This is a genomic window from Pseudomonas sp. LG1D9, from assembly GCF_002949995.1.
GTDB lineage: Bacteria > Pseudomonadota > Gammaproteobacteria > Pseudomonadales > Pseudomonadaceae > Aquipseudomonas > Aquipseudomonas proteolytica.
Genome location: NZ_CP026881.1, coordinates 5883650 through 5902066, shown reverse-complemented (window position 1 = coordinate 5902066; position 18417 = coordinate 5883650). Strand labels below are relative to the sequence as shown.

General features: G+C 61.0%; 11 protein-coding genes and 2 riboswitches. Of the genes, 4 read left to right on the top strand and 7 right to left on the bottom strand.

Annotation, left to right across the window (positions count from 1 at the left end):
- Positions 1 to 1012: 1012 nt before the first annotated feature.
- A complete protein-coding gene (gene metH, locus C5F71_RS27035) occupies positions 1013 to 4723 on the bottom strand; it encodes a methionine synthase (protein WP_092236961.1) in 3711 nt (1236 codons plus the stop codon).
- A gap of 165 nt (positions 4724 to 4888) precedes the next feature.
- On the opposite strand from metH, the gene C5F71_RS27030 reads away from it, so the two are divergent.
- Both C5F71_RS27030 and nfuA read left to right on the top strand, forming a co-directional pair.
- Positions 4889 to 7180, top strand: coding sequence for a fatty acid cis/trans isomerase (locus C5F71_RS27030; protein ID WP_104912447.1), 2292 nt, complete (start codon positions 4889 to 4891; stop codon positions 7178 to 7180).
- 86 nt (positions 7181 to 7266) lie between these two features.
- Positions 7267 to 7851 (top strand): Fe-S biogenesis protein NfuA, encoded by a 585-nt coding sequence (nfuA, locus tag C5F71_RS27025; RefSeq protein ID WP_003190728.1) that lies wholly within the window; start codon positions 7267 to 7269, stop codon positions 7849 to 7851.
- A 443-nt stretch (positions 7852 to 8294) separates the two neighbouring features.
- On the opposite strand, the gene cobM is transcribed toward nfuA, so the two are convergent.
- The 6 genes from cobM to C5F71_RS29130 all read right to left on the bottom strand — a co-directional run bounded on the left by cobM (position 8295) and on the right by C5F71_RS29130 (position 12942).
- A complete protein-coding gene (gene cobM / locus C5F71_RS27015) occupies positions 8295 to 9041 on the bottom strand; it encodes a precorrin-4 C(11)-methyltransferase (protein ID WP_092236955.1) in 747 nt (248 codons plus the stop codon).
- Positions 9042 to 9110: 69 nt separating this feature from the next.
- A complete protein-coding gene (locus C5F71_RS27010; RefSeq protein ID WP_029291422.1) occupies positions 9111 to 9503 on the bottom strand; it encodes a cobalamin biosynthesis protein in 393 nt (130 codons plus the stop codon).
- Complete coding sequence (locus C5F71_RS27005) at positions 9500 to 10201, bottom strand: CbtA family protein (protein WP_104912446.1); 702 nt, start codon at positions 10199 to 10201, stop codon at positions 9500 to 9502. Before C5F71_RS27005 ends, C5F71_RS27010 begins: the two co-directional genes overlap by 4 nt.
- Before the next feature lie 11 nt (positions 10202 to 10212).
- Complete coding sequence (locus C5F71_RS27000; protein WP_027606475.1) at positions 10213 to 10401, bottom strand: CbtB-domain containing protein; 189 nt, start codon at positions 10399 to 10401, stop codon at positions 10213 to 10215.
- A gap of 95 nt (positions 10402 to 10496) precedes the next feature.
- Positions 10497 to 10700: riboswitch (cobalamin riboswitch) on the bottom strand.
- A 182-nt stretch (positions 10701 to 10882) separates the two neighbouring features.
- Complete coding sequence (locus C5F71_RS29135) at positions 10883 to 11998, bottom strand: hypothetical protein (protein WP_177410419.1); 1116 nt, start codon at positions 11996 to 11998, stop codon at positions 10883 to 10885.
- 479 nt (positions 11999 to 12477) lie between these two features.
- Complete coding sequence (locus C5F71_RS29130) at positions 12478 to 12942, bottom strand: hypothetical protein (RefSeq protein ID WP_169870892.1); 465 nt, start codon at positions 12940 to 12942, stop codon at positions 12478 to 12480.
- Between the two features lie 221 nt (positions 12943 to 13163).
- A riboswitch (cobalamin riboswitch) is annotated at positions 13164 to 13366 on the top strand.
- A 92-nt stretch (positions 13367 to 13458) separates the two neighbouring features.
- On the opposite strand from C5F71_RS29130, the gene cobW reads away from it, so the two are divergent.
- Both cobW and cobN read left to right on the top strand, forming a co-directional pair.
- The gene (gene cobW, locus C5F71_RS26985) at positions 13459 to 14520 is read left to right on the top strand and encodes a cobalamin biosynthesis protein CobW (RefSeq protein WP_029291434.1); all 1062 of its coding nucleotides are present in this window, start codon (positions 13459 to 13461) and stop codon (positions 14518 to 14520) included.
- A 3-nt stretch (positions 14521 to 14523) separates the two neighbouring features.
- Positions 14524 to 18285, top strand: a complete 3762-nt coding sequence (gene cobN / locus C5F71_RS26980; protein ID WP_104912445.1) for a cobaltochelatase subunit CobN — start codon at positions 14524 to 14526, stop codon at positions 18283 to 18285.
- Positions 18286 to 18417 lie beyond the last annotated feature (132 nt).

Below are 18417 nucleotides of genomic sequence, written 5' to 3'. Positions count from 1 at the left end.
CGGGCTTGCCCCGCGCTGGGCGGCAAAGCCGCCCCAACACCCTCACCAAGTTCTACCAGATACACCGAGGGGAATGGTTTTGGGTCTGCTACGCAGCCCAGCGGGGGACAAGCCCCCTTGCCACAGAGGGCTATGCAGCACCCTGGAACTCGCTGCCAACACAGGCTTTTCTTGTGGCGAGCGGGCTTGCCCCGCGCTGGGTGGCGAAGCCGCCCCAACACCCTCACCACGTTCTACCAGATACACCGAGGGGAATGGTTTTGGGTCTGCTGCGCAGCCCAGCGGGGGACAAGCCCCCTTGCCACAGAGGGCTATGCAGCAGCCTGCAACCTGCTGCCCACCACTGGCTTTTTTGTGGCGAGCGGGCTTGCCCCGCGCTGGGCGGCAAAGCCGCCCCAACACCCTCACGACGTTCTACCAGATACACCGAGGGGAATGGTTTTGGGTCTGCTGCGCAGCCCAGCGGGGGACAAGCCCCCTTGCCACAGAGGTCTATGCAGCACCCTGGAACTCGCTGCCAACACAGGCTTTTCTTGTGGCGAGCGGGCTTGCCCCGCGCTGGGCGGCAAAGCCGCCCCAACACCCTCACCACGTTCTACCAGATACACCGAGGGGGCTGGTTTTGGGTCTGCTGCGCAGCCCAGCGGGGGACAAGCCCCCTTGCCACAGAGGTCTATGCAGCACCCTGGAACTCGCTGCCACCACTGGGTTTTCTTGTGGCGAGCGGGCTTGCCCCGCGCTGGGCGGCAAAGCCGCCCCAACACCCTCACCACGTTCTACCAGATACACCGAGGGGGCTGGTTTTGGGTCTGCTACGCAGCCCAGCGGGGGACAAGCCCCCTTGCCACAGAGGGCTATGCAGCACCCTGGAACTCGCTGCCCACCACTGGCTTTTTTGTGGCGAGCGGGCTTGCCCCGCGCTGGGCGGCAAAGCCGCCCCAACAGCCTCACCAAGTCCTGCCAGATACACCGAGGGGGCTTGTCCCTCTAGCCAGAGGGACCCATGCAGCCCTTAGTTGTCGTATCCCAGGTTCGGCGCCAGCCAGCGTTCGGTCACGCTCAGGTCTTGCGCTTTGCGTGCGGTGTAGCTCGTCACCTGGTCCTTGTCGATCTTGCCCACGGCGAAGTACTGCGCCTGCGGGTGGGCGAAGTACCAGCCGCTGACCGCCGCTGCCGGGAACATCGCGTAGTGCTCGGTGAGGAACACACCGCTGCGCCCAGCGTGCATTTCGCGGGCCTCAGGGTCCAGCAACTGGAACAATTGGGCCTTCTCGGTGTGATCCGGGCACGCCGGGTAGCCTGGGGCAGGGCGGATGCCGCTGTACTGCTCTTTGATCAGGGCCTCGTTATCCAGCGCTTCGTCCTTGGCGTAACCCCAGTAGTCCTTACGCACCTGCTGGTGCAGCCACTCGGCGCAGGCCTCGGCCAGGCGGTCGGCCAGGGCCTTGACCATGATCGAGTTGTAGTCGTCGCCCGCATCCTGGTAGGCCTTGGCCACCTCTTCGGCGCCGATGCCGGCGGTGGTGATAAACCCGCCGATGTAGTCGGTCACGCCGCTGTCCTTGGGCGCCACAAAGTCGGCCAGGGAGAAGTTCGGCTTGCCGTCGGTCTTGATGATCTGCTGGCGCAGGTGGTGCAACTTGGCAATCGGCTGGCCATCGTCGCCGTACACTTCCAGGTCATCGTCCTGCACCTGGTTGGTCGGCCAGAAGCCGAACACCGCGCGGGCGCTGATGAGTTTTTCGTCGATCAGCTTCTTGAGCATCTCCTGGGCGTCGGCGTACAGCGCGGTGGCGGCTTCACCCACCACTTCATCGGTGAGGATGCGCGGGAATTTGCCGGCCAGATCCCAGGAAATAAAGAACGGCGTCCAGTCGATGTATTCGGCCAGGACCTTGAGGTCGATATTGTCCAGCACCTTGGCCCCGGTAAACGTCGGCTTGACCGGGGTGTAGGTGCCCCAGTCGAACTGGGGCTTCTTGGCGATGGCCGCCGCGTAGCTCAGGCGCTCGGTGCGGGCGCTGCGGTTCGAAGTGCGCTCACGCACGTCGATGTATTCCAGGCGGGTCTTCTCGACAAAGCCGGCCTTCAGTTCCTTGGACAGCAACTGTGTGGCCACGCCCACCGCACGCGAGGCGTCGGTCACGTAGATCACCGCATCGTTGCTGTACTTGGGTTCGATCTTCACCGCCGTATGCGCCTTGGAGGTGGTGGCGCCGCCGATCATCAATGGCAGGTGGAAGTCCTGGCGCTGCATTTCGCGGGCCACGTGCACCATCTCATCCAGGGACGGCGTGATCAGCCCCGACAGGCCGATGATGTCGCACTTCTGCTCCTTGGCCACCTGCAGGATTTTTTCCGCCGGTACCATCACGCCCAGGTCGACGATGTCGTAGCCGTTGCAACCGAGTACCACACCGACAATGTTCTTGCCGATATCGTGCACGTCACCCTTGACCGTGGCCATGAGGATCTTGCCCTTGGCTTCCGGCTTGTCGCCTTTTTCCAGTTCGATAAACGGAATCAAGTGAGCCACGGCCTGCTTCATCACCCGGGCGGACTTGACCACCTGGGGCAGGAACATTTTGCCGGCGCCGAACAGGTCGCCGACGATGTTCATGCCGGACATCAACGGGCCCTCGATCACCTCGATCGGGCGCGCGAAGGACAGCCGCGACTCTTCAGTGTCTTCGACGATATGGGTAGTGATGCCCTTGACCAGCGCGTGTTCCAGGCGCTTGTTGACGTCCCAGCCACGCCATTCCTCGGTCTCGGCTTCCTTGACGCTGCCATCACCCTTGTACTTGTCGGCGATAGCGAGGAGGGCATCGGTGCCTTCCGGCGTGCGGTTGAGTACCACGTCTTCGACAGCGTCGCGCAACTCGGTGGGGATCTGGTCGTAGATCTCCAACTGGCCGGCGTTGACGATGCCCATGGTCAAGCCGTTGCGGATCGCATACAGCAGGAACACCGAGTGGATCGCCTCGCGCACCGGGTTGTTGCCACGGAACGAGAACGACACGTTGGACACGCCGCCCGAGGTCAGCGCGTAGGGCAGCTCATCGCGGATATAGGCACAGGCGTTGATAAAGTCCACGGCGTAGTTGTTGTGCTCTTCGATACCGGTGGCCACGGCGAAGATGTTCGGGTCGAAGATAATGTCTTGCGGCGGGAAGCCCACCTCATTGACCAGGATGTCGTAGGAGCGCTTGCAGATTTCTTTCTTGCGCGCCTCGGTGTCGGCCTGGCCGGCTTCGTCGAACGCCATCACCACCACCGCCGCGCCGTAGCGCTTGCACAGCTTGGCGTGATGGATGAACTGCTCGACGCCTTCCTTCATGCTGATGGAGTTGACGATGCCCTTGCCCTGGATGCATTTGAGGCCGGCCTCGATCACTTCCCACTTGGAGGAGTCGATCATGATCGGTACCCGCGAGATATCCGGTTCGCCGGCAATCAGATTGAGGAAGGTCACCATGGCCTTCTTCGAATCGAGCATGCCCTCGTCCATGTTGATATCGATCACCTGGGCGCCGGCTTCCACCTGCTGCAGGGCAACTTCCAGGGCTTCGGTGTAGTTGTCTTCGCGGATCAGCCGGGCGAACTTGGCCGAGCCGGTAATGTTGGTACGCTCGCCGACGTTGACGAACAGCGACTGGCGATCAATGGTAAACGGCTCCAGGCCCGACAGGCGGCAAGCCTTGGGAATGTCCGGGATCGGGCGCGGCGCGTAGCCGGCCACGGCCTTGGCGATGGCTTCGATATGCCCCGGCGTGGTGCCGCAGCAGCCGCCGACGATATTGAGGAAGCCACTCTGGGCAAACTCTTCGATGACCTTGGCGGTTTCCGAGGGCAACTCGTCGTACTCGCCGAATTCGTTGGGCAGGCCGGCGTTGGGGTGGGCGGACACGTAGGTGTCGGCCTTGTTCGACAGCTCTTCGAGGTACGGCCGCAACTCACTGGCGCCCAGGGCGCAGTTCAAACCCACGGAAATCGGCTTGGCGTGGGCGATGGAGTTCCAGAACGCCTCGGTGGTCTGGCCCGACAGGGTGCGCCCGGAGGCGTCGGTGATGGTCCCGGAAATCATGATCGGCAGCTCGACGCCAAGCTCTTCATATACGCCTTGTACGGCGAAGATTGCAGCCTTGGCGTTGAGGGTGTCGAAGATGGTTTCGATGAGGATCATGTCCGCACCGCCTTCGATCAGGCCTTTGGTGGCCTCGGTGTAGTTCTCCACCAGTTCATCGAAGGTGACGTTGCGGTAGCCGGGGTTGTTCACGTCGGGCGACAGCGAGCAGGTACGGCTGGTCGGGCCGAGCACGCCGGCGACAAAGCGCGGTTTGTCCGGGGTCTCGAGGGTCTTGGCGTCGGCGACTTTACGCGCCAGGCGCGCGCCTTCCAGGTTCAGCTCGTAGGCCAGCGCCTCCATGCCGTAGTCGGCCTGGGACACCTGGGTGGCGTTGAAGGTGTTGGTTTCGAGGATATCGGCGCCGGCATCCAGGTACGCCTTCTCGATCCCGCCGATCACGTCCGGGCGGGTCAGGATCAACAGGTCGTTATTGCCCTTGACGTCACTTGGCCAGTCGGCAAAGCGTTTGCCGCGGTAGTCCTCTTCCTCCAGCTTGTAGCTCTGGATCATCGTGCCCATGCCGCCATCGAGGATCAGGATGCGTTCCTTGAGGGCTTGCTGGAGGGCTTGCAGGCGAGTGCTACGATCGGACATGGGACTACTCTAATCAGGCATTACGGAGGGCGTGGATCATAGCAAACCTGTGCGCTTTTAGAGCATGCCCTGGTTTTGCATGAATATCGCTCATGTTGATGGGGTGCCGACATCGGTAGAATCGCGGCAATTTTTCAGCGCACGCATTGAATCGGGACCGGATAGATGTCACTTCGCCTCATTACCAGCGCCGCCTTGGCGCTGGTCGCCTGTATCGCACAGGCCAACGGACCCGCCCCGGCGATTTCCTATACCCGCGACATTCAACCGATCTTCACCGAGAAATGCGTGGCTTGCCATGCCTGCTATGACTCTGCCTGCCAGCTCAACCTGGGCAGTGGCGAAGGCGCGGCACGCGGCGCAAGCAAGGCGCCGGTGTATGACGGCGAGCGCAGCCAGGCGTCGCAGCCGACCCGGTTGTTTTATGACGCCTTTGGCAAGGCCGCCTGGCAACGCCAGGGCTTTGCCTCGGTACTGGATGCCCAGGGCACCCAGGCTGCGCTGATGGCGCGCATGCTGGACCTGGGCCATAACACCCCCTTGGCACCCAATGCCAAGTTGCCCGATGACATTGTGCTGGGCCTGAACCGCCAGAACATGTGCCCGCTGCCGGGGGAGTTCGACGCCTACGCAGGCGCGCATCCCAAGGAAGGCATGCCCCTGGCCGTCACTGGGCTGACCGACCAGCAATACCAGACCTTGCAGCGCTGGCTCGCGTCCGGCGCGCCGATTGATGAGCAAGGCTTGGCGCCCAATGCCCAGGAAGCCTTGCAGGTGCAGCAATGGGAAAACCTGCTGAACCAGCCCGGTGCCCGCGAAAGCCTGGTGGCACGCTGGTTGTTCGAGCATTTGTTCCTTGCCCACATCTATTTCGAAGGCGGTGAGCCGGGGCATTACTTCCAATGGGTGCGCTCGCGTACGCCCAGCGGCCAGCCGATCGACCTGATCAACACCCGTCGCCCCAATGACGACCCGGGCACCCAGGTGTACTACCGCCTGTGGCCGGTACAAGGGGTGATCGTGCACAAGACCCACATTACCTACCCGTTCAGCGCGGCGAAGATGGCGCGGATCAAGTCGCTGTTCTACAGCGGCGACTGGCAGGCCATGGCGCTGCCGGGCTACGGCCCTGGCCGTCGGGCCAACCCGTTCGAAACCTTCGAGGCGATCCCGGCCAAGGCGCGCTACCAGTTCATGCTCGATAACGCCGAATACTTTGTGCGCACCTTTATCCGTGGGCCGGTGTGCCGGGGGCAGATTGCCACGGATGTGATCCGCGACAACTTCTGGACCCTGTTCCAGGATCCGGACCACGACCTGTACATCACCGATGCCCGTTATCGCGGCCAGGCCACGCCGTTGCTTGCCATGCCGGGGCAGAACGATGACGTGGGCAGTGTGTTGAGCCTGTGGCTGGCCTACCGCGACAAACGCAATCAATACGAGGCCCTGCGCCGCGACAACTACGCTGACTTACCGGCGCCTGGCTGGCCGAGCCTGTGGGCAGGCAATGACAACGCCTTGCTGAGCATCTTCCGCCATTTCGATAGCGCCTCGGTGACCAAGGGCTTGATTGGCGAAGTGCCGCAGACGATGTGGTTGTTCGATTTCCCGTTGCTGGAGCGCACCTATTACCAGTTGGCGGTCAATTTCGACGTATTCGGCAACGTCTCGCACCAAGCCCAGACCCGCCTGTATTTCGACCTGATCCGCAATGGCGCCGAACAGAACTTCCTGCGCTTGATGCCGGCGGATTCGCGCGATGGATACCTGGATGACTGGTACCAGAACAGCGGCAAGGTCAAGCTGTGGCTGGACTATGAAGCCATCGACAACGACAAGCCAACGGGCCTGAAGCTGGATGAAAAGGACCCGAAACGCGACTTTTCCCACCAGTTGCTCGCCCGTTATGGCAATTTGAACGCCAGCCCCGACCCGATCAACCGCTGTATCAGCGCCTATTGCTCGCGTCCTGGTATCGATCCGCAACTGCGCGATGCTGAACAGACCCTTAGCCGGCTGACTTCCAGGCCGGCGGCGGGGCTCAATGTGATCGAGCAATTGCCGGAAGCCACCTTGCTGCGCATCCAGACCCGCAGTGGCAAGCGCGAGGTCTACAGCCTGCTGCGCAACCGTGCCCACAGCAACGTGGCGTTTATGCTGGGCGAGGCCTATCGCTACCAGCCGGGCCTGGATACCCTGACGATCTACCCAGGCGTACTCAGCAGCTACCCCAACTTCATCTTCAACGTGCCGGCCGAGGATGTGCCTGAGTTCGTCGAGGACATGGAGTTGGCCAGGGATACCAAGCGTTTTGAGCGGATTGTCGAGCGCTGGGGCATCCGCCGCAGTCACCCGCAGTTCTGGGAGTACTTCCACGATCTGTCGCAGTACCTCCACGAAACCACGCCGGTGGAAGAGGGTGTGCTGGATATGAACCGCTACGAGAACCTGTAGAGGTGGATTTGCCCGACAAAAATACTAGGACTTTGTGCCGCCGAGGCGATTGGCGTAAACTGCCGGCAAGCCTGTGAGGAGTTCCCATGACTGCCATAACCATTACCGACGCCGCCCACGATTACCTGGCCGATCTGCTGTCCAAGCAGAACACCCCGGGCATCGGCATCCGCGTCTTCATCACCCAGCCGGGCACCCAGTACGCAGAGACGTGCATTGCCTACTGCAAGCCGGGGGAAGAGAAGCCTGAAGACACCGCGCTGGGGCTCAAGAGCTTCACTGCGTACATCGATGCCTTCAGCGAAGCGTTCCTTGACGATGCCGTGGTTGACTACGCCACTGATCGCATGGGCGGCCAACTGACCATCAAGGCCCCCAACGCCAAGGTGCCGAACGTCAATGCCGACAGCCCGGTCAACGAGCGCATCAATTATTACCTGCAGACCGAGATCAACCCGGGCCTGGCCAGCCATGGCGGCCAGGTCAGCCTGATCGACGTGGTGGATGACGGCATCGCCGTGCTCAAGTTCGGTGGCGGCTGCCAGGGCTGTGGCCAGGCTGACGTGACCTTGCGTGAAGGTATCGAGCGCACGTTGCTCGAGCGCATCCCCGAGCTCAAGGGCGTACGTGATGTGACCGACCATACGCAGAAAGAAAACGCCTACTACTAAGGCGTTCGCTGCAAACAAAAAACGGCGCCCGTGAGCGCCGTTTTTTATTGATTTAAATTAATGAGTTACACGAGCTATCTAACAAAGAGAATCAACTGTGGGAGCTGGCTTGCCTGCGATGACGGTGCGCCAGGCGACTTATCTATCGACTGTTTCACCGCTATCGCAGCATCGGTATCTACACAACTTTCAGAAACTGACGAACTCTCCTGTGGCGAGCGGGCTTGCCCCGCGCTGGGCTGCGAAGCAGCCCCAGTAAGCCGTATGCGGTGTATCAGATACTCCGTAGCGGCTGGTTTTAGGGCTGCTTCGCAGCCCAGCGCGGGGCAAGCCCGCTCGCCACAACTGCGCTATCTGCCTGAATTTAGGCGTTGCGGCAAAGTTGGGTAGATACTTATGGATATCGCAGGCAAGCCAGCTCCCACCCAGTGTCTTGCGCGGTGTCAGGGGCGATAGAGGTGGGCATGGCCCGCACGATACAGCGAGGATTCGCTAAAGCTGTCACTGGCCAACACCCTGCCCACCACAATCAGCGCAGTCCGCCTGAACCCCTTCGCAGCAACCTTTTCGACAATATCCGCCAAGGTGCCCATGGCCCAATCCTGATCCGGCCACGTCGCCCGATGAACCACGGCAATCGGACAGTCTGCACCATAATGGGGCAGTAGCTCGGCGACGATTTTCTGCAGATGATTGACCCCCAAATGCACCGCCATGGTCGTGCCATGGCTGGCCAGGCTGGCGAAGGCTTCACCGGCCGGCATCGTGGTTTTATCGGCATAGCGAGTCAGGATCACGCTCTGGGCGATATCCGGCAGGGTCAACTCGGTCTCCAGCAGCGCGGCACAAGCGGCGACTGCGGTAACACCGGGGATGATCTGGAAGGGGATGCCCAGCTCGCGCAAATGGCGGATCTGCTCGCCAATCGCCCCATACAGGCTCGGATCACCAGAGTGTACCCGCGCCACATCCTGGCCTTTTTCATGGGCGGCCTTGATCAAGCCAATGATCTGCTCCAGGTTCAGTTCGGCGCTATTGACCACCTGTTCGGCCCGATGCCCCTCAAGCACGGCAGCCGGCACCAGGGAGCCAGCGTAGATGATTACCGGGCAATCGCGGATCAGCCGCTGGCCTTTGACGGTAATCAGTTCCGGGTCGCCGGGGCCAGCGCCGATGAAGAAGACGGTCATGGAAAAATCCTGTGCAAAAGCGGGCGCGCATGAGTACGGCTCATGATCGAGAAGGGTAATTATCGGGCTTTAGCCGGCGCAGGCCAATGCAAACGTGGCCCTGGGGGCTTTTTTGCGGGTGATCAGCAGTCGGGCAGGGGCCTTGGCAAGCTGTTCTGCCAATGCCAAAGCGGCACTTTCGGCGATGCCGTAGCACCCCGTATGGGCGAAAACCACATCCGACTTATGGCTCAATCGTCCTTCGTAGACCTGCAGTTGTTGTGCATCAAAGCACTGCAATGGCAGGTTCAATGCGTTGGCCAGGGCGACTATGCCTGGCTCATCGCACTTGTGAGCAATACTTGCCAATGCGCTGATTTGGCCGGGGTCGATACCGGCCTCGGCCAGCGCACTGTTGAACAGTTCCAGCAAGGCTTCAACCTCACAGCCACGCTGGCAACCCAGGCCAACCGTCAAAATCATGCGGCGTATTGGTCGTCACGATTGCGGCGAAACAACCAGGCGCTGATCAGCCCCAACGCCAGCCAGAACGCGACGTTGGTCAACTGCGAGGCGATCTTGAATTGTGCTTCCAATGCCTCGGGAGCCAGCATCGAGTGAACTTCCGGCTGTGGCGCGCCAACCACATGGGGCACCGCCAGGATCGCCACGCCGAGGATCTTCAACAGCCAATTGCGGCCAAACACGATCAGCGCAATGCCGGCAGCCGTGGAGGCTGCGGTACCAATCCACCAGATCTGCCGTTGCGCCAGGTCTGCCGCTGCGGTGCCGGGCAGTTCCGGTGGCAGGCCCAGGGTCGGCGCCAACACAAAGGTGGCGTAGCCGGCCAGGCCCCAGAGCAAGCCCTGGGCAGTACGAGTCGGAGCGCGCAGGGTATAGAGGCCCGCGAGCATCAGCGCAAAACCGACAGCGACCACCAGGTTGCCGCCGGTGGTGGACAGCACGCGTTGCCAGCCGTCTTCCGGTTCCCAGGCCTCGGCGTCGTGACTGTGGGCTGCGGCACCTGAGGCGTGTTCATGTACCTCGGTTGCGGCCGGGGCGTTTTCGAAGGTTTCCGCCTGCAGAATCAGCGGGGCTACCCAGAAACTTTGCAGCAGCGTCAGCAGCAGGGCGGCCAGCAGGCCGCTGAAACCTGCGGTTTGCGCAATTCGCTTGATCATGGCGGCAGGTCTCAATGGCACGGGAAGGCAGCGCTGTGGCGCGTATCGTGGGCGGCGTTGTGTACGGCCTCGATATGGGAGAACCCGGCGAAATACACCAGGCACGCACCCAGGATCGACGCGCCAATGGCGGCGGTCAGGCGCTGGCTCAAGGTGGCGGAGCTGCTGGCGGTGTGTGAGGTGCTGCTGATGATCGACATGGCACGTCCCTTTCGAGTGGCAGGGTGATACGAGCGCATGAAAACCCCGCGAGCCGGGCACGCAGGGTTCTGAACAGCGCCCGCCCACCGCGGGTTTGTTATCTGATTGTTCGGGCCGGTCTCCGGGCTTGCGAGGGGCTCTGGGCCTAAAAGCATCACCTTCCCATGCCGTACAGGCACAGTGGATCTGACACTTCGCTCGCCTACCGTTGCGGGGGCAGCACCGGACTGTCATGCACGCATGGGTCACCGGTTTCCCGTTTCACCCTGTGAAGGGCACCTGAAACAAGATGTGTAGGAGAGCATGGTCAGGGGGATCCCGTCAATTGAGTGAGTGCGCACGCCGAACAACTCACGGATTGAAGTTTTGAGCAGGCGTGGCAGAGAACAAAGGGGCGCGTGCTTTGCCCGCTTATGCTACCGCCCGCACCAGGCCGCAGGGCTCAAGCCAAAAAACGCGGCAAACGAACTGCCCCCCGTCTTAAGACAAACGCCCTTTTTGCGCTGGCCCGGTAGGGCGACGCGGTAACCTCGAACTATTAAGGCGCACTTGGTAGACAGTTCCCCCTTCAATTTTTTCGTCTTGTTTCCCCGCTTCACCTTCATTGTTAAGACCTGTATCCAATTTGTGAAGCAGGTCAGGTCTTTTAAGGAGTGCTCGGGCAACCGCTGTTGCTTTTGAGGAAAATTGACGGGTGCTTGGTAGTTCGCCTGCCGCCTCTTTCAATTCGCTAAAACTTAGTTTGTCGGTGTCAGGTTCGGCGGCTAACTCCTCATAGTAAATGCTTAATTGAAATAGCAAGTAATTATCGTTGAGGCTTTCGAAGTCTTCAGCAGCAAGAGCGACATCGTTCCAGTTTAGTTCGGTGTTGGTCCATCCATCTATATCTTTATCGAGTACTTCAAGTAACTTTGGACGGTTGAGTATTTCCTTTGCAAGTTTCATTTGCTCTTGTGTCGCGTCTCGGCCGTCGTGTAGTTTTCCGGCTGCCATATTTTTTAGGTCGACCAAGGTAAAACCAGCGTATGGGAAGGTTGTGGAGATTTTTAGCTCGTCCAACGTAGACAGTAATTTCTTGGCCAGTACCTTGTCGCTGTAGCTCTCCAAAGAAGTTGTTTCGCGATACTTGTTGATCATGTAGTCCAGGTTGTCATGATCGAACCTTTCGTCTTTCAACCCTGGCTCCCTCCAAGTAGAGCCAACCCCTATATCCAGTTCGTCAAGCAGGCTAGGACGGTTGAGAAGTTCCTTGGCCACTGCTGACGCGTGCGTAGTAAAGGTTCTACTGGTCGGCTGCTGGCCGGCGGCTTCCTTCAATTCATTAAAGTTAACGTACCTGTCACCATCTCCCGCTGCGTACTGTTTAAAATGCTTCTTCACCTCCTTGAGTAGGCGCCTGTCGCTGTAGGACGATGGATAGTCTGCTTGAGGTGATGCCCCCGGCGTCGCTCGCGTTGTTCGGCTGGCGCCACTGGTGTCGTCTGCCAATTGGTTCTGAACAGTGTCAGTTTTGGAGGGCGGGGGTTGGTTGCTGTCTTTGCCCTGCGTGATTGGCAGCGAGTGAAGGCTGTTGGGCTGAAACATTGAAATAGTCATGACAGAACCTCGAGTTTTTTGCTGTATTGGGCGCTCACCGCAGATGGACTCCTGCGAGCAATGCCAACAGGGCTGCAAATGCATGAATCGGTGACTGTGTGGCGCCCCATTCAAACTTGTTCCCCGCCGAGGCCTGCAGAGTGATACAGGTTTTTTCTCAGAGTGCCGTGGGGTAAAAGTTGATCTGGGTTTGCCGACATTGACCCGTCCTCTCGCACTGCGTAGCCTTGCACCCTCGAGGTTCTTCGGCCCCGGTCGAAGCTAAGAAGGGAACGCGGTCGATGCCGTGGCTGCCCCCGCAACTACGGCTTACCGGTTTCCCGTTTCACCCAATCAAGGGCACCCGAAATAAGGCGCTGGAGAGCATGTGTGAGGGATGTGCCTCAAACACCTTGAACGCTGGCTGAGGTTTTGATCGCAGTACCGTCAGACGTACCGGTGGTTGGTGAGTATAGGTGCTTGTTTCAACAGGTTTATCCTTAGGATCGCCACTTGAATTTGACCCTGTCAGGCAACCGTCCGATCATGTGATCAAGGTTGTCATGATCAAACCTTTGATCTTTCAAGCCCCGTCCATCCCAAGTAAACCCAACGCCAATATCCAACTCGTTAAGTAGGCGACTGCGTTTGAGCAGCTCATCCGCAACTGCTGATGCTTGGGCAGAAAATGTTCTAGTGCTTGGACGGTGGCCGGCAGCTTCTTTTAGCTCATTAAAGTTGACGTATTTGTCATCGGCCCCCGCTGCGTACTCCCTAAAGTGTTTCTTTACCTCTTGCAGCAGACGCTTGTTGTTATAGGACGAGGGAGAACGTGTTGGGCGTGATTCCTCTGGCGTTGCACGGGTTGTGCGACTGTTACCGCTGGCTTCAGCCGCCCCTTGGTTGTTGCCCGGTGCGATCGGCGGAGAGTAGAGATTATGGGGCTGAGATATTGAAAGTGTCATGACAGATCCTCGAATTCACTGCTGTATAGGGCGTTCACCGCAGATGGACTCCTGTGAGCAATGCCAACAGGGCTGCAAATGCATGAATCGGTAAATGTGTGGCGCCCCCATCAAACTTGTTCCCCGCCGAGGCCTGCAGAGTGATACAGGTTTTTTCTCAGAGTGCCGTGGGGTAAAAATTGATCTGGGTTTGCCGACATTGACCCGTCCTCTCGCACTGCGTAGCCTTGCACCTTCGAGGTTCTTCGGCCCAGGCCGAAGCTAAGAAGGGAACGCGGTCGATGCCGCGGCTGCCCCCGCAACTGTAAAGGGTTTATCTGACTGCCACGCCACTGCCTGTATCCGGCGGGAAGGCGCAGCCAGCGCCAGCCACCAGGCCGGCAAGCCCCAAGCCAGGAGACCTGCCTCGCAACCGATTTTCCATTTCAACCGGGCGGGGTGATCCGGTGACGAATCCAGCGCCTGCGCGTCGCCGCAGGGCCAGTCGTCCCGTATGCCCGCCCCAAAGGGCATCCAATGAAAACACTGGCCAAACTCCCCGTTACTATCGTCACCGGCTTTCTCGGCTCGGGCAAAACCACCTTGCTGCGTCATATGCTGGATAACGCCCAGGGCCGCCGTATCGCCGTGATCGTCAACGAGTTCGGTGAGCTGGGTATCGACGGCGAGATCCTCAAGCAGTGTTCCATTGGTTGCACCGAAGAAGAGGCCAACGGCCGTGTGTATGAGCTGGCTAACGGCTGCCTGTGCTGCACCGTCCAGGAAGAGTTCTTCCCGGTGATGCGTGAACTGGTCGCGCGTCGTGGCGATCTGGACCATATCCTCATCGAAACATCTGGCCTGGCCCTGCCAAAGCCGCTGGTGCAGGCTTTTCAGTGGCCGGAAATTCGCAGCGCCTGCACGGTTGACGCGGTGATTACCGTCGTCGACAGCCCAGCCGTGGCGGCTGGCACCTTCGCCGCCTTCCCGGATCAGGTCGACGCCCAGCGCAAACTGGATCCCAACCTGGACCACGAATCGCCGCTGCACGAACTGTTTGCCGATCAACTGGCCAGCGCCGACCTGGTGATCCTCAACAAAACCGACCTGATCAGCGCCGAAGACCTGGCCCGCGTGCGCCTGGAAGTCGCCGAAGAGCTGCCTCCAGCGGTGAAAATCGTCGAAGCCAGCAGTGGTCGCCTGCCCCTGGACGTGTTGATTGGCCTGGGCGCCGGCTCCGAGGAGCATATCGACGGGCGCCACAGCCATCACGATCATCACCACGAAGGTGAAGACGATCACGATCACGATGCTTTTGATTCCATCTCCATCGACCTGCCACAGGCTGACGAAGCACTGCTGCTCGATGCCTTGACCCAATTGGTGGTGCAGCACGGCATCCTGCGTGTCAAAGGCTTCGCGGCGATTCCAAACAAGCCGATGCGATTGCTGATCCAGGGCGTGGGCACCCGTTTCGACAAACACTTCGACCGTGCCTGGAGCGCTGACGAAGCGCGCATCACGCGCCTGGTGCTGATCGGCCAGGATCTGGATGCAGCGGGCCTCGAAGCGCAATTGCGCGCCGCCCTCAGCGTTTAACCCATGCATCTGCTCAGGACCCAGCCCGGTGGTTTCGTCTCCGATGACAACATCGCCGACCTAGGACAGACTCCCGCCGAGTTGGTGATCCTGTGCAGCGGTGATTCCAGCCTGGCGCTGCTGGCCGAAGCGGCCCAGCAACTGCCCGACGACTATCCGAGCCTGCGCCTGGCCAACCCGATGCAGGTGCAGAACCACGCGTCGGTGGACCTGTATGTGGACGAGGTGCTGCGCCACGCCAAGGTCATCCTGATATCCCTGCATGGTGGCATTGGCTATTGGCGCTACGGTATCCAGCGCCTGGTGGAGTTGGCCGAGCAGGGCGTGCAGCTGATCCTGGTGCCAGGGGATGATCGTCCCGACCCCGAACTCAGCGGCCTGAGCACCGTGGATGCGCCGGCGCGTGACCGCCTGTGGCACTTTTTGCGCCAGGGTGGGCTGGGGAATGCGCTGGATTTCTATCGCTGCCTGGCCAGCAGCTACCTGGGGCGCGATTACGCCTGGGACGAGCCGCAAACCCTGGCGCGCACCGCGATTTATCATCCACACAAAGCCAATGCCTGCCTCAATGACTGGCAGGCAGACTGGAACGCTGCATGGCCGGTGGCGGCGGTGCTGTTCTACCGCTCGCACTTGCAGGCGGCCAATACCGCTTTTATCGATGTGTTCTGCCAGCGCTTGCAGGCTGCGGGCCTCAACCCGTTGCCAATGGCGGTGGCCAGCTTGAAAGAGCCGGGCTGCCTGGCGGTGGTCGAGGATCTGCTTGATGAGGTGCAGGCGGCGGTGATTCTCAACACCACCGGCTTTGCCCAGTCCAGCCCCGAAGCGCCCCATTTGCGACCGTTTCGCCGCAATATCCCGGTGATACAAGCCATCTGCGCCCAGGACAACCAACCCGGTTGGGAAGCCAGCGAGCAAGGCCTTGGCCCACGCGACCTGGCCATGCACATCGCCTTGCCGGAGCTGGACGGGCGCATCATCAGCCGCCCGATCAGCTTCAAGGATCTGGCCTGGCGCAGCGAGCGCAGTCAGTCGGACGTAGTGTGCTATCGCGCGGCGCCCGAGCGCATGGATTTTGTGGCCGAACTGGCGCGGCGCTGGGTCGAACTGGCGCGGGTGCCGAATGCAGATAAACGCATTGCCCTGATTCTGGCCAATTACCCGACCCGCGACGGGCGCATCGGCAACGGCGTTGGCCTGGATACCCCGGCCGCCGCCTTGAATATCCTGCGGGCCCTGCAAGCCGAAGGTTATCCGCTGCCATCCACCTTGCCGGACAGCGGCACGGCCTTGATCCATGAGTTGCTCGGCGGCGTGACCAACGACCTCGACAGCCTCGACCTGCGGCCCTGCCATCAAAGCCTGGGCCTGGACGATTACCAGGCGATGTTCAATCGCTTGCCCGAGGCCAACCGCCAGGCTGTGCTGGAGCGTTGGGGTACGCCCCATAACGATCCGATGTGTCGCGACGGGCGCATGATGATCGCCGGCCTGCGCCTGGGCCTGACCTTTGTCGGCATCCAGCCGGCGCGGGGTTACCAGGTGGATGCCAGTGCGGTGTACCACGACCCGGACCTGGTGCCGCCCCATGCTTACCTGGCGTTCTATTTCTGGCTGCGCCACACCTACGGCGCCCATGGCGTGATCCACGTCGGCAAGCATGGCAACCTGGAATGGCTGCCGGGCAAAGGCGTCGGGCTGTCCGAGCACTGCTGGCCGGATGCGCTGCTGGGGCCTTTGCCCAATATCTACCCGTTTATCGTCAACGACCCGGGCGAGGGGGCCCAGGCCAAGCGGCGCACCCAGGCCGTGATCATCGACCATTTGATGCCGCCGCTGACCCGCGCCGAGACCTATGGCCCGCTGCGCAACCTGGAGCTGTTGGCAGACGAGTATTACGAAGCGCAATTGCTCGACCCAAGACGCGCCCTGGAGCTGCAAAAGGACATCCTCAAGCTGGTGCGCGAAACCCGTATCGACCAAGAGCTTGATCTGGATAACGATGCCGACGCTGCGGTCTGGTTGCCGCGCCTGGATACCTACCTGTGCGATTTGAAGGAATCGCAGATCCGCGACGGCCTGCATATCTTTGGTGAATCACCCGAAGGTCGGCTGCGTATCGACACCTTGTTGGCCCTGCTGCGCATCCCGCGTGGCGACGGGCGCGGCCCGCAATCGAGCCTGCTGCGCGTGTTGGCCAAGGCCTTCGAACTGGGCTTTGACCCACTGGACTGTGCCTTGGCAGAGCCCTGGACCGGGCGCCGCCCCGAAGTGTTGCAGCAAATCGACGGCCAGTTGTGGCGCACCGCTGGTGATACCCGCGAGCGCCTGGAGTTGTACGCGGCGCGGCTGATCGAACAGGCGTTGGAAGGGCCGCTCGAACAGCTTGAGGAGCCGGGTTGGGAAGACGTGAAATCGGTAATCGAAAGCCTGCGCATCGTCGTCGCGCCGCGCCTGGATGCCTGCGGCCCGGCGGAAATGCGCGGCTTGCTGGATGCCCTGGGCGGTCGTTTCGTACCGGCCGGCCCCAGCGGTGCGCCGAGCCGGGGGCGCCTTGATGTACTGCCGACCGGGCGGAACTTTTTCACCGTCGATGTACGCAACCTGCCGACCACCACCGCCTGGCGGATCGGTTTCCAGTCCGCGAACCTGATGCTCGAGCGACACCTGCAGGACCACGGCGACCATTTGCGCCAACTCGGGCTTTCTGTGTGGGGCACCGCAACCATGCGTACGGGTGGTGACGATATCGCCCAGGCCATGGCGCTGATGGGCGTGCGTCCGGTGTGGGCCACGGGCAGCCAGCGTGTCGATGACTTTGAAATCCTGCCTATCAGCTTGCTCGACCGCCCGCGAGTGGACGTGACCCTGCGGGTGTCCGGTTTCTTCCGGGATGCGTTCGCCAACCTGATCCGGCTGTTCGATGCCGCGGTGCAGGCGGTTGCGGCGCTGGATGAGCCGGACGATATGAACCCGCTGGCAGCCAAAGTGCGCAGCGAGCGTGAGGCGCTGCTCAAGTCTGGCCTGGATGAGGAGGCCGCGGCCAGGCAGGCCGGCTGGCGCATTTTCGGCGCCAAGCCCGGCGCGTATGGTGCGGGTGTGCAGGGCGCAATTGACGGCCGCCTATGGCAAAGCCGCGAAGACCTGGCCGAGGTCTACCTCAATTGGGGTGGCTACGCCTATGGCGGTGCCGATGAAGGCACCGCCGCTCGTGAACAGTTCGCCCAGCGCCTGAGCCAGGTTCAGGCAGTGCTGCAGAACCAGGATAACCGCGAGCACGACCTGCTCGACTCCAATGACTACTATCAATTTCAGGGTGGCATGCTCGCCGCGGTAGAAACCCTCAGTGGGGCCAAGGCCGCGAGTTACCATGGCGACCATAGCCAGCCGGACCTGCCGAAAATCCGCACGCTCAAGGAAGAGCTGAACCGGGTGATCCGTTCCCGCGCGGCCAATCCAAAGTGGATCGAGGGGGTCAAGCGCCACGGCTATAAAGGTGCGTTCGAGATGGCTACAACGGTGGACAACCTGTTCGCCTTCGACGCAACCACCGCACTGATCGACGATCATCAGTATGCATTGCTGGCCGATGCCTACCTGCTCGACCCCGACACCCGGGCGTTTGTGCAACAGCACAACCCCGATGCCCTGCGTGACATGACCGAGCGCATGCTCGAAGCCCAGCAGCGCGGCATGTGGCAGGAGCCTGGGGCGTACCGCGAGGCATTGGAAAACCTGTTGCTGGACATAGAAGAAGACACCTGATGCTGATCGTGCTTGCCGTGAAGCTCAGTGCCAAAAGAGCGCACGCCTCACTGTAGGAGCGAGCTTGCTCGCGAAAAACCCAAGGGCAACGCGCTCATCAAGGCTCGCGTCAACGTTGACTATTTTCGCGAG

Bases quoted from the DNA above. Each gene is read 5' to 3' on its own strand.
- C5F71_RS27005 (WP_104912446.1), bottom strand. From the start codon at position 10,201: ATGATCAAGCGAATTGCGCAAACCGCAGGTTTCAGCGGCCTGCTGGCC.
- C5F71_RS27000 (WP_027606475.1), bottom strand. From the start codon at position 10,401: ATGTCGATCATCAGCAGCACCTCACACACCGCCAGCAGCTCCGCCACC.
- cobN (WP_104912445.1), top strand. From the start codon at position 14,524: ATGCATCTGCTCAGGACCCAGCCCGGTGGTTTCGTCTCCGATGACAAC.
- cobM (WP_092236955.1), bottom strand. From the start codon at position 9,041: ATGACCGTCTTCTTCATCGGCGCTGGCCCCGGCGACCCGGAACTGATT.
- cobW (WP_029291434.1), top strand. From the start codon at position 13,459: ATGAAAACACTGGCCAAACTCCCCGTTACTATCGTCACCGGCTTTCTC.
- C5F71_RS29135 (WP_177410419.1), bottom strand. From the start codon at position 11,998: ATGACTATTTCAATGTTTCAGCCCAACAGCCTTCACTCGCTGCCAATC.
- C5F71_RS27030 (WP_104912447.1), top strand. From the start codon at position 4,889: ATGTCACTTCGCCTCATTACCAGCGCCGCCTTGGCGCTGGTCGCCTGT.
- metH (WP_092236961.1), bottom strand. From the start codon at position 4,723: ATGTCCGATCGTAGCACTCGCCTGCAAGCCCTCCAGCAAGCCCTCAAG.
- C5F71_RS29130 (WP_169870892.1), bottom strand. From the start codon at position 12,942: ATGACACTTTCAATATCTCAGCCCCATAATCTCTACTCTCCGCCGATC.
- C5F71_RS27010 (WP_029291422.1), bottom strand. From the start codon at position 9,503: ATGATTTTGACGGTTGGCCTGGGTTGCCAGCGTGGCTGTGAGGTTGAA.
- nfuA (WP_003190728.1), top strand. From the start codon at position 7,267: ATGACTGCCATAACCATTACCGACGCCGCCCACGATTACCTGGCCGAT.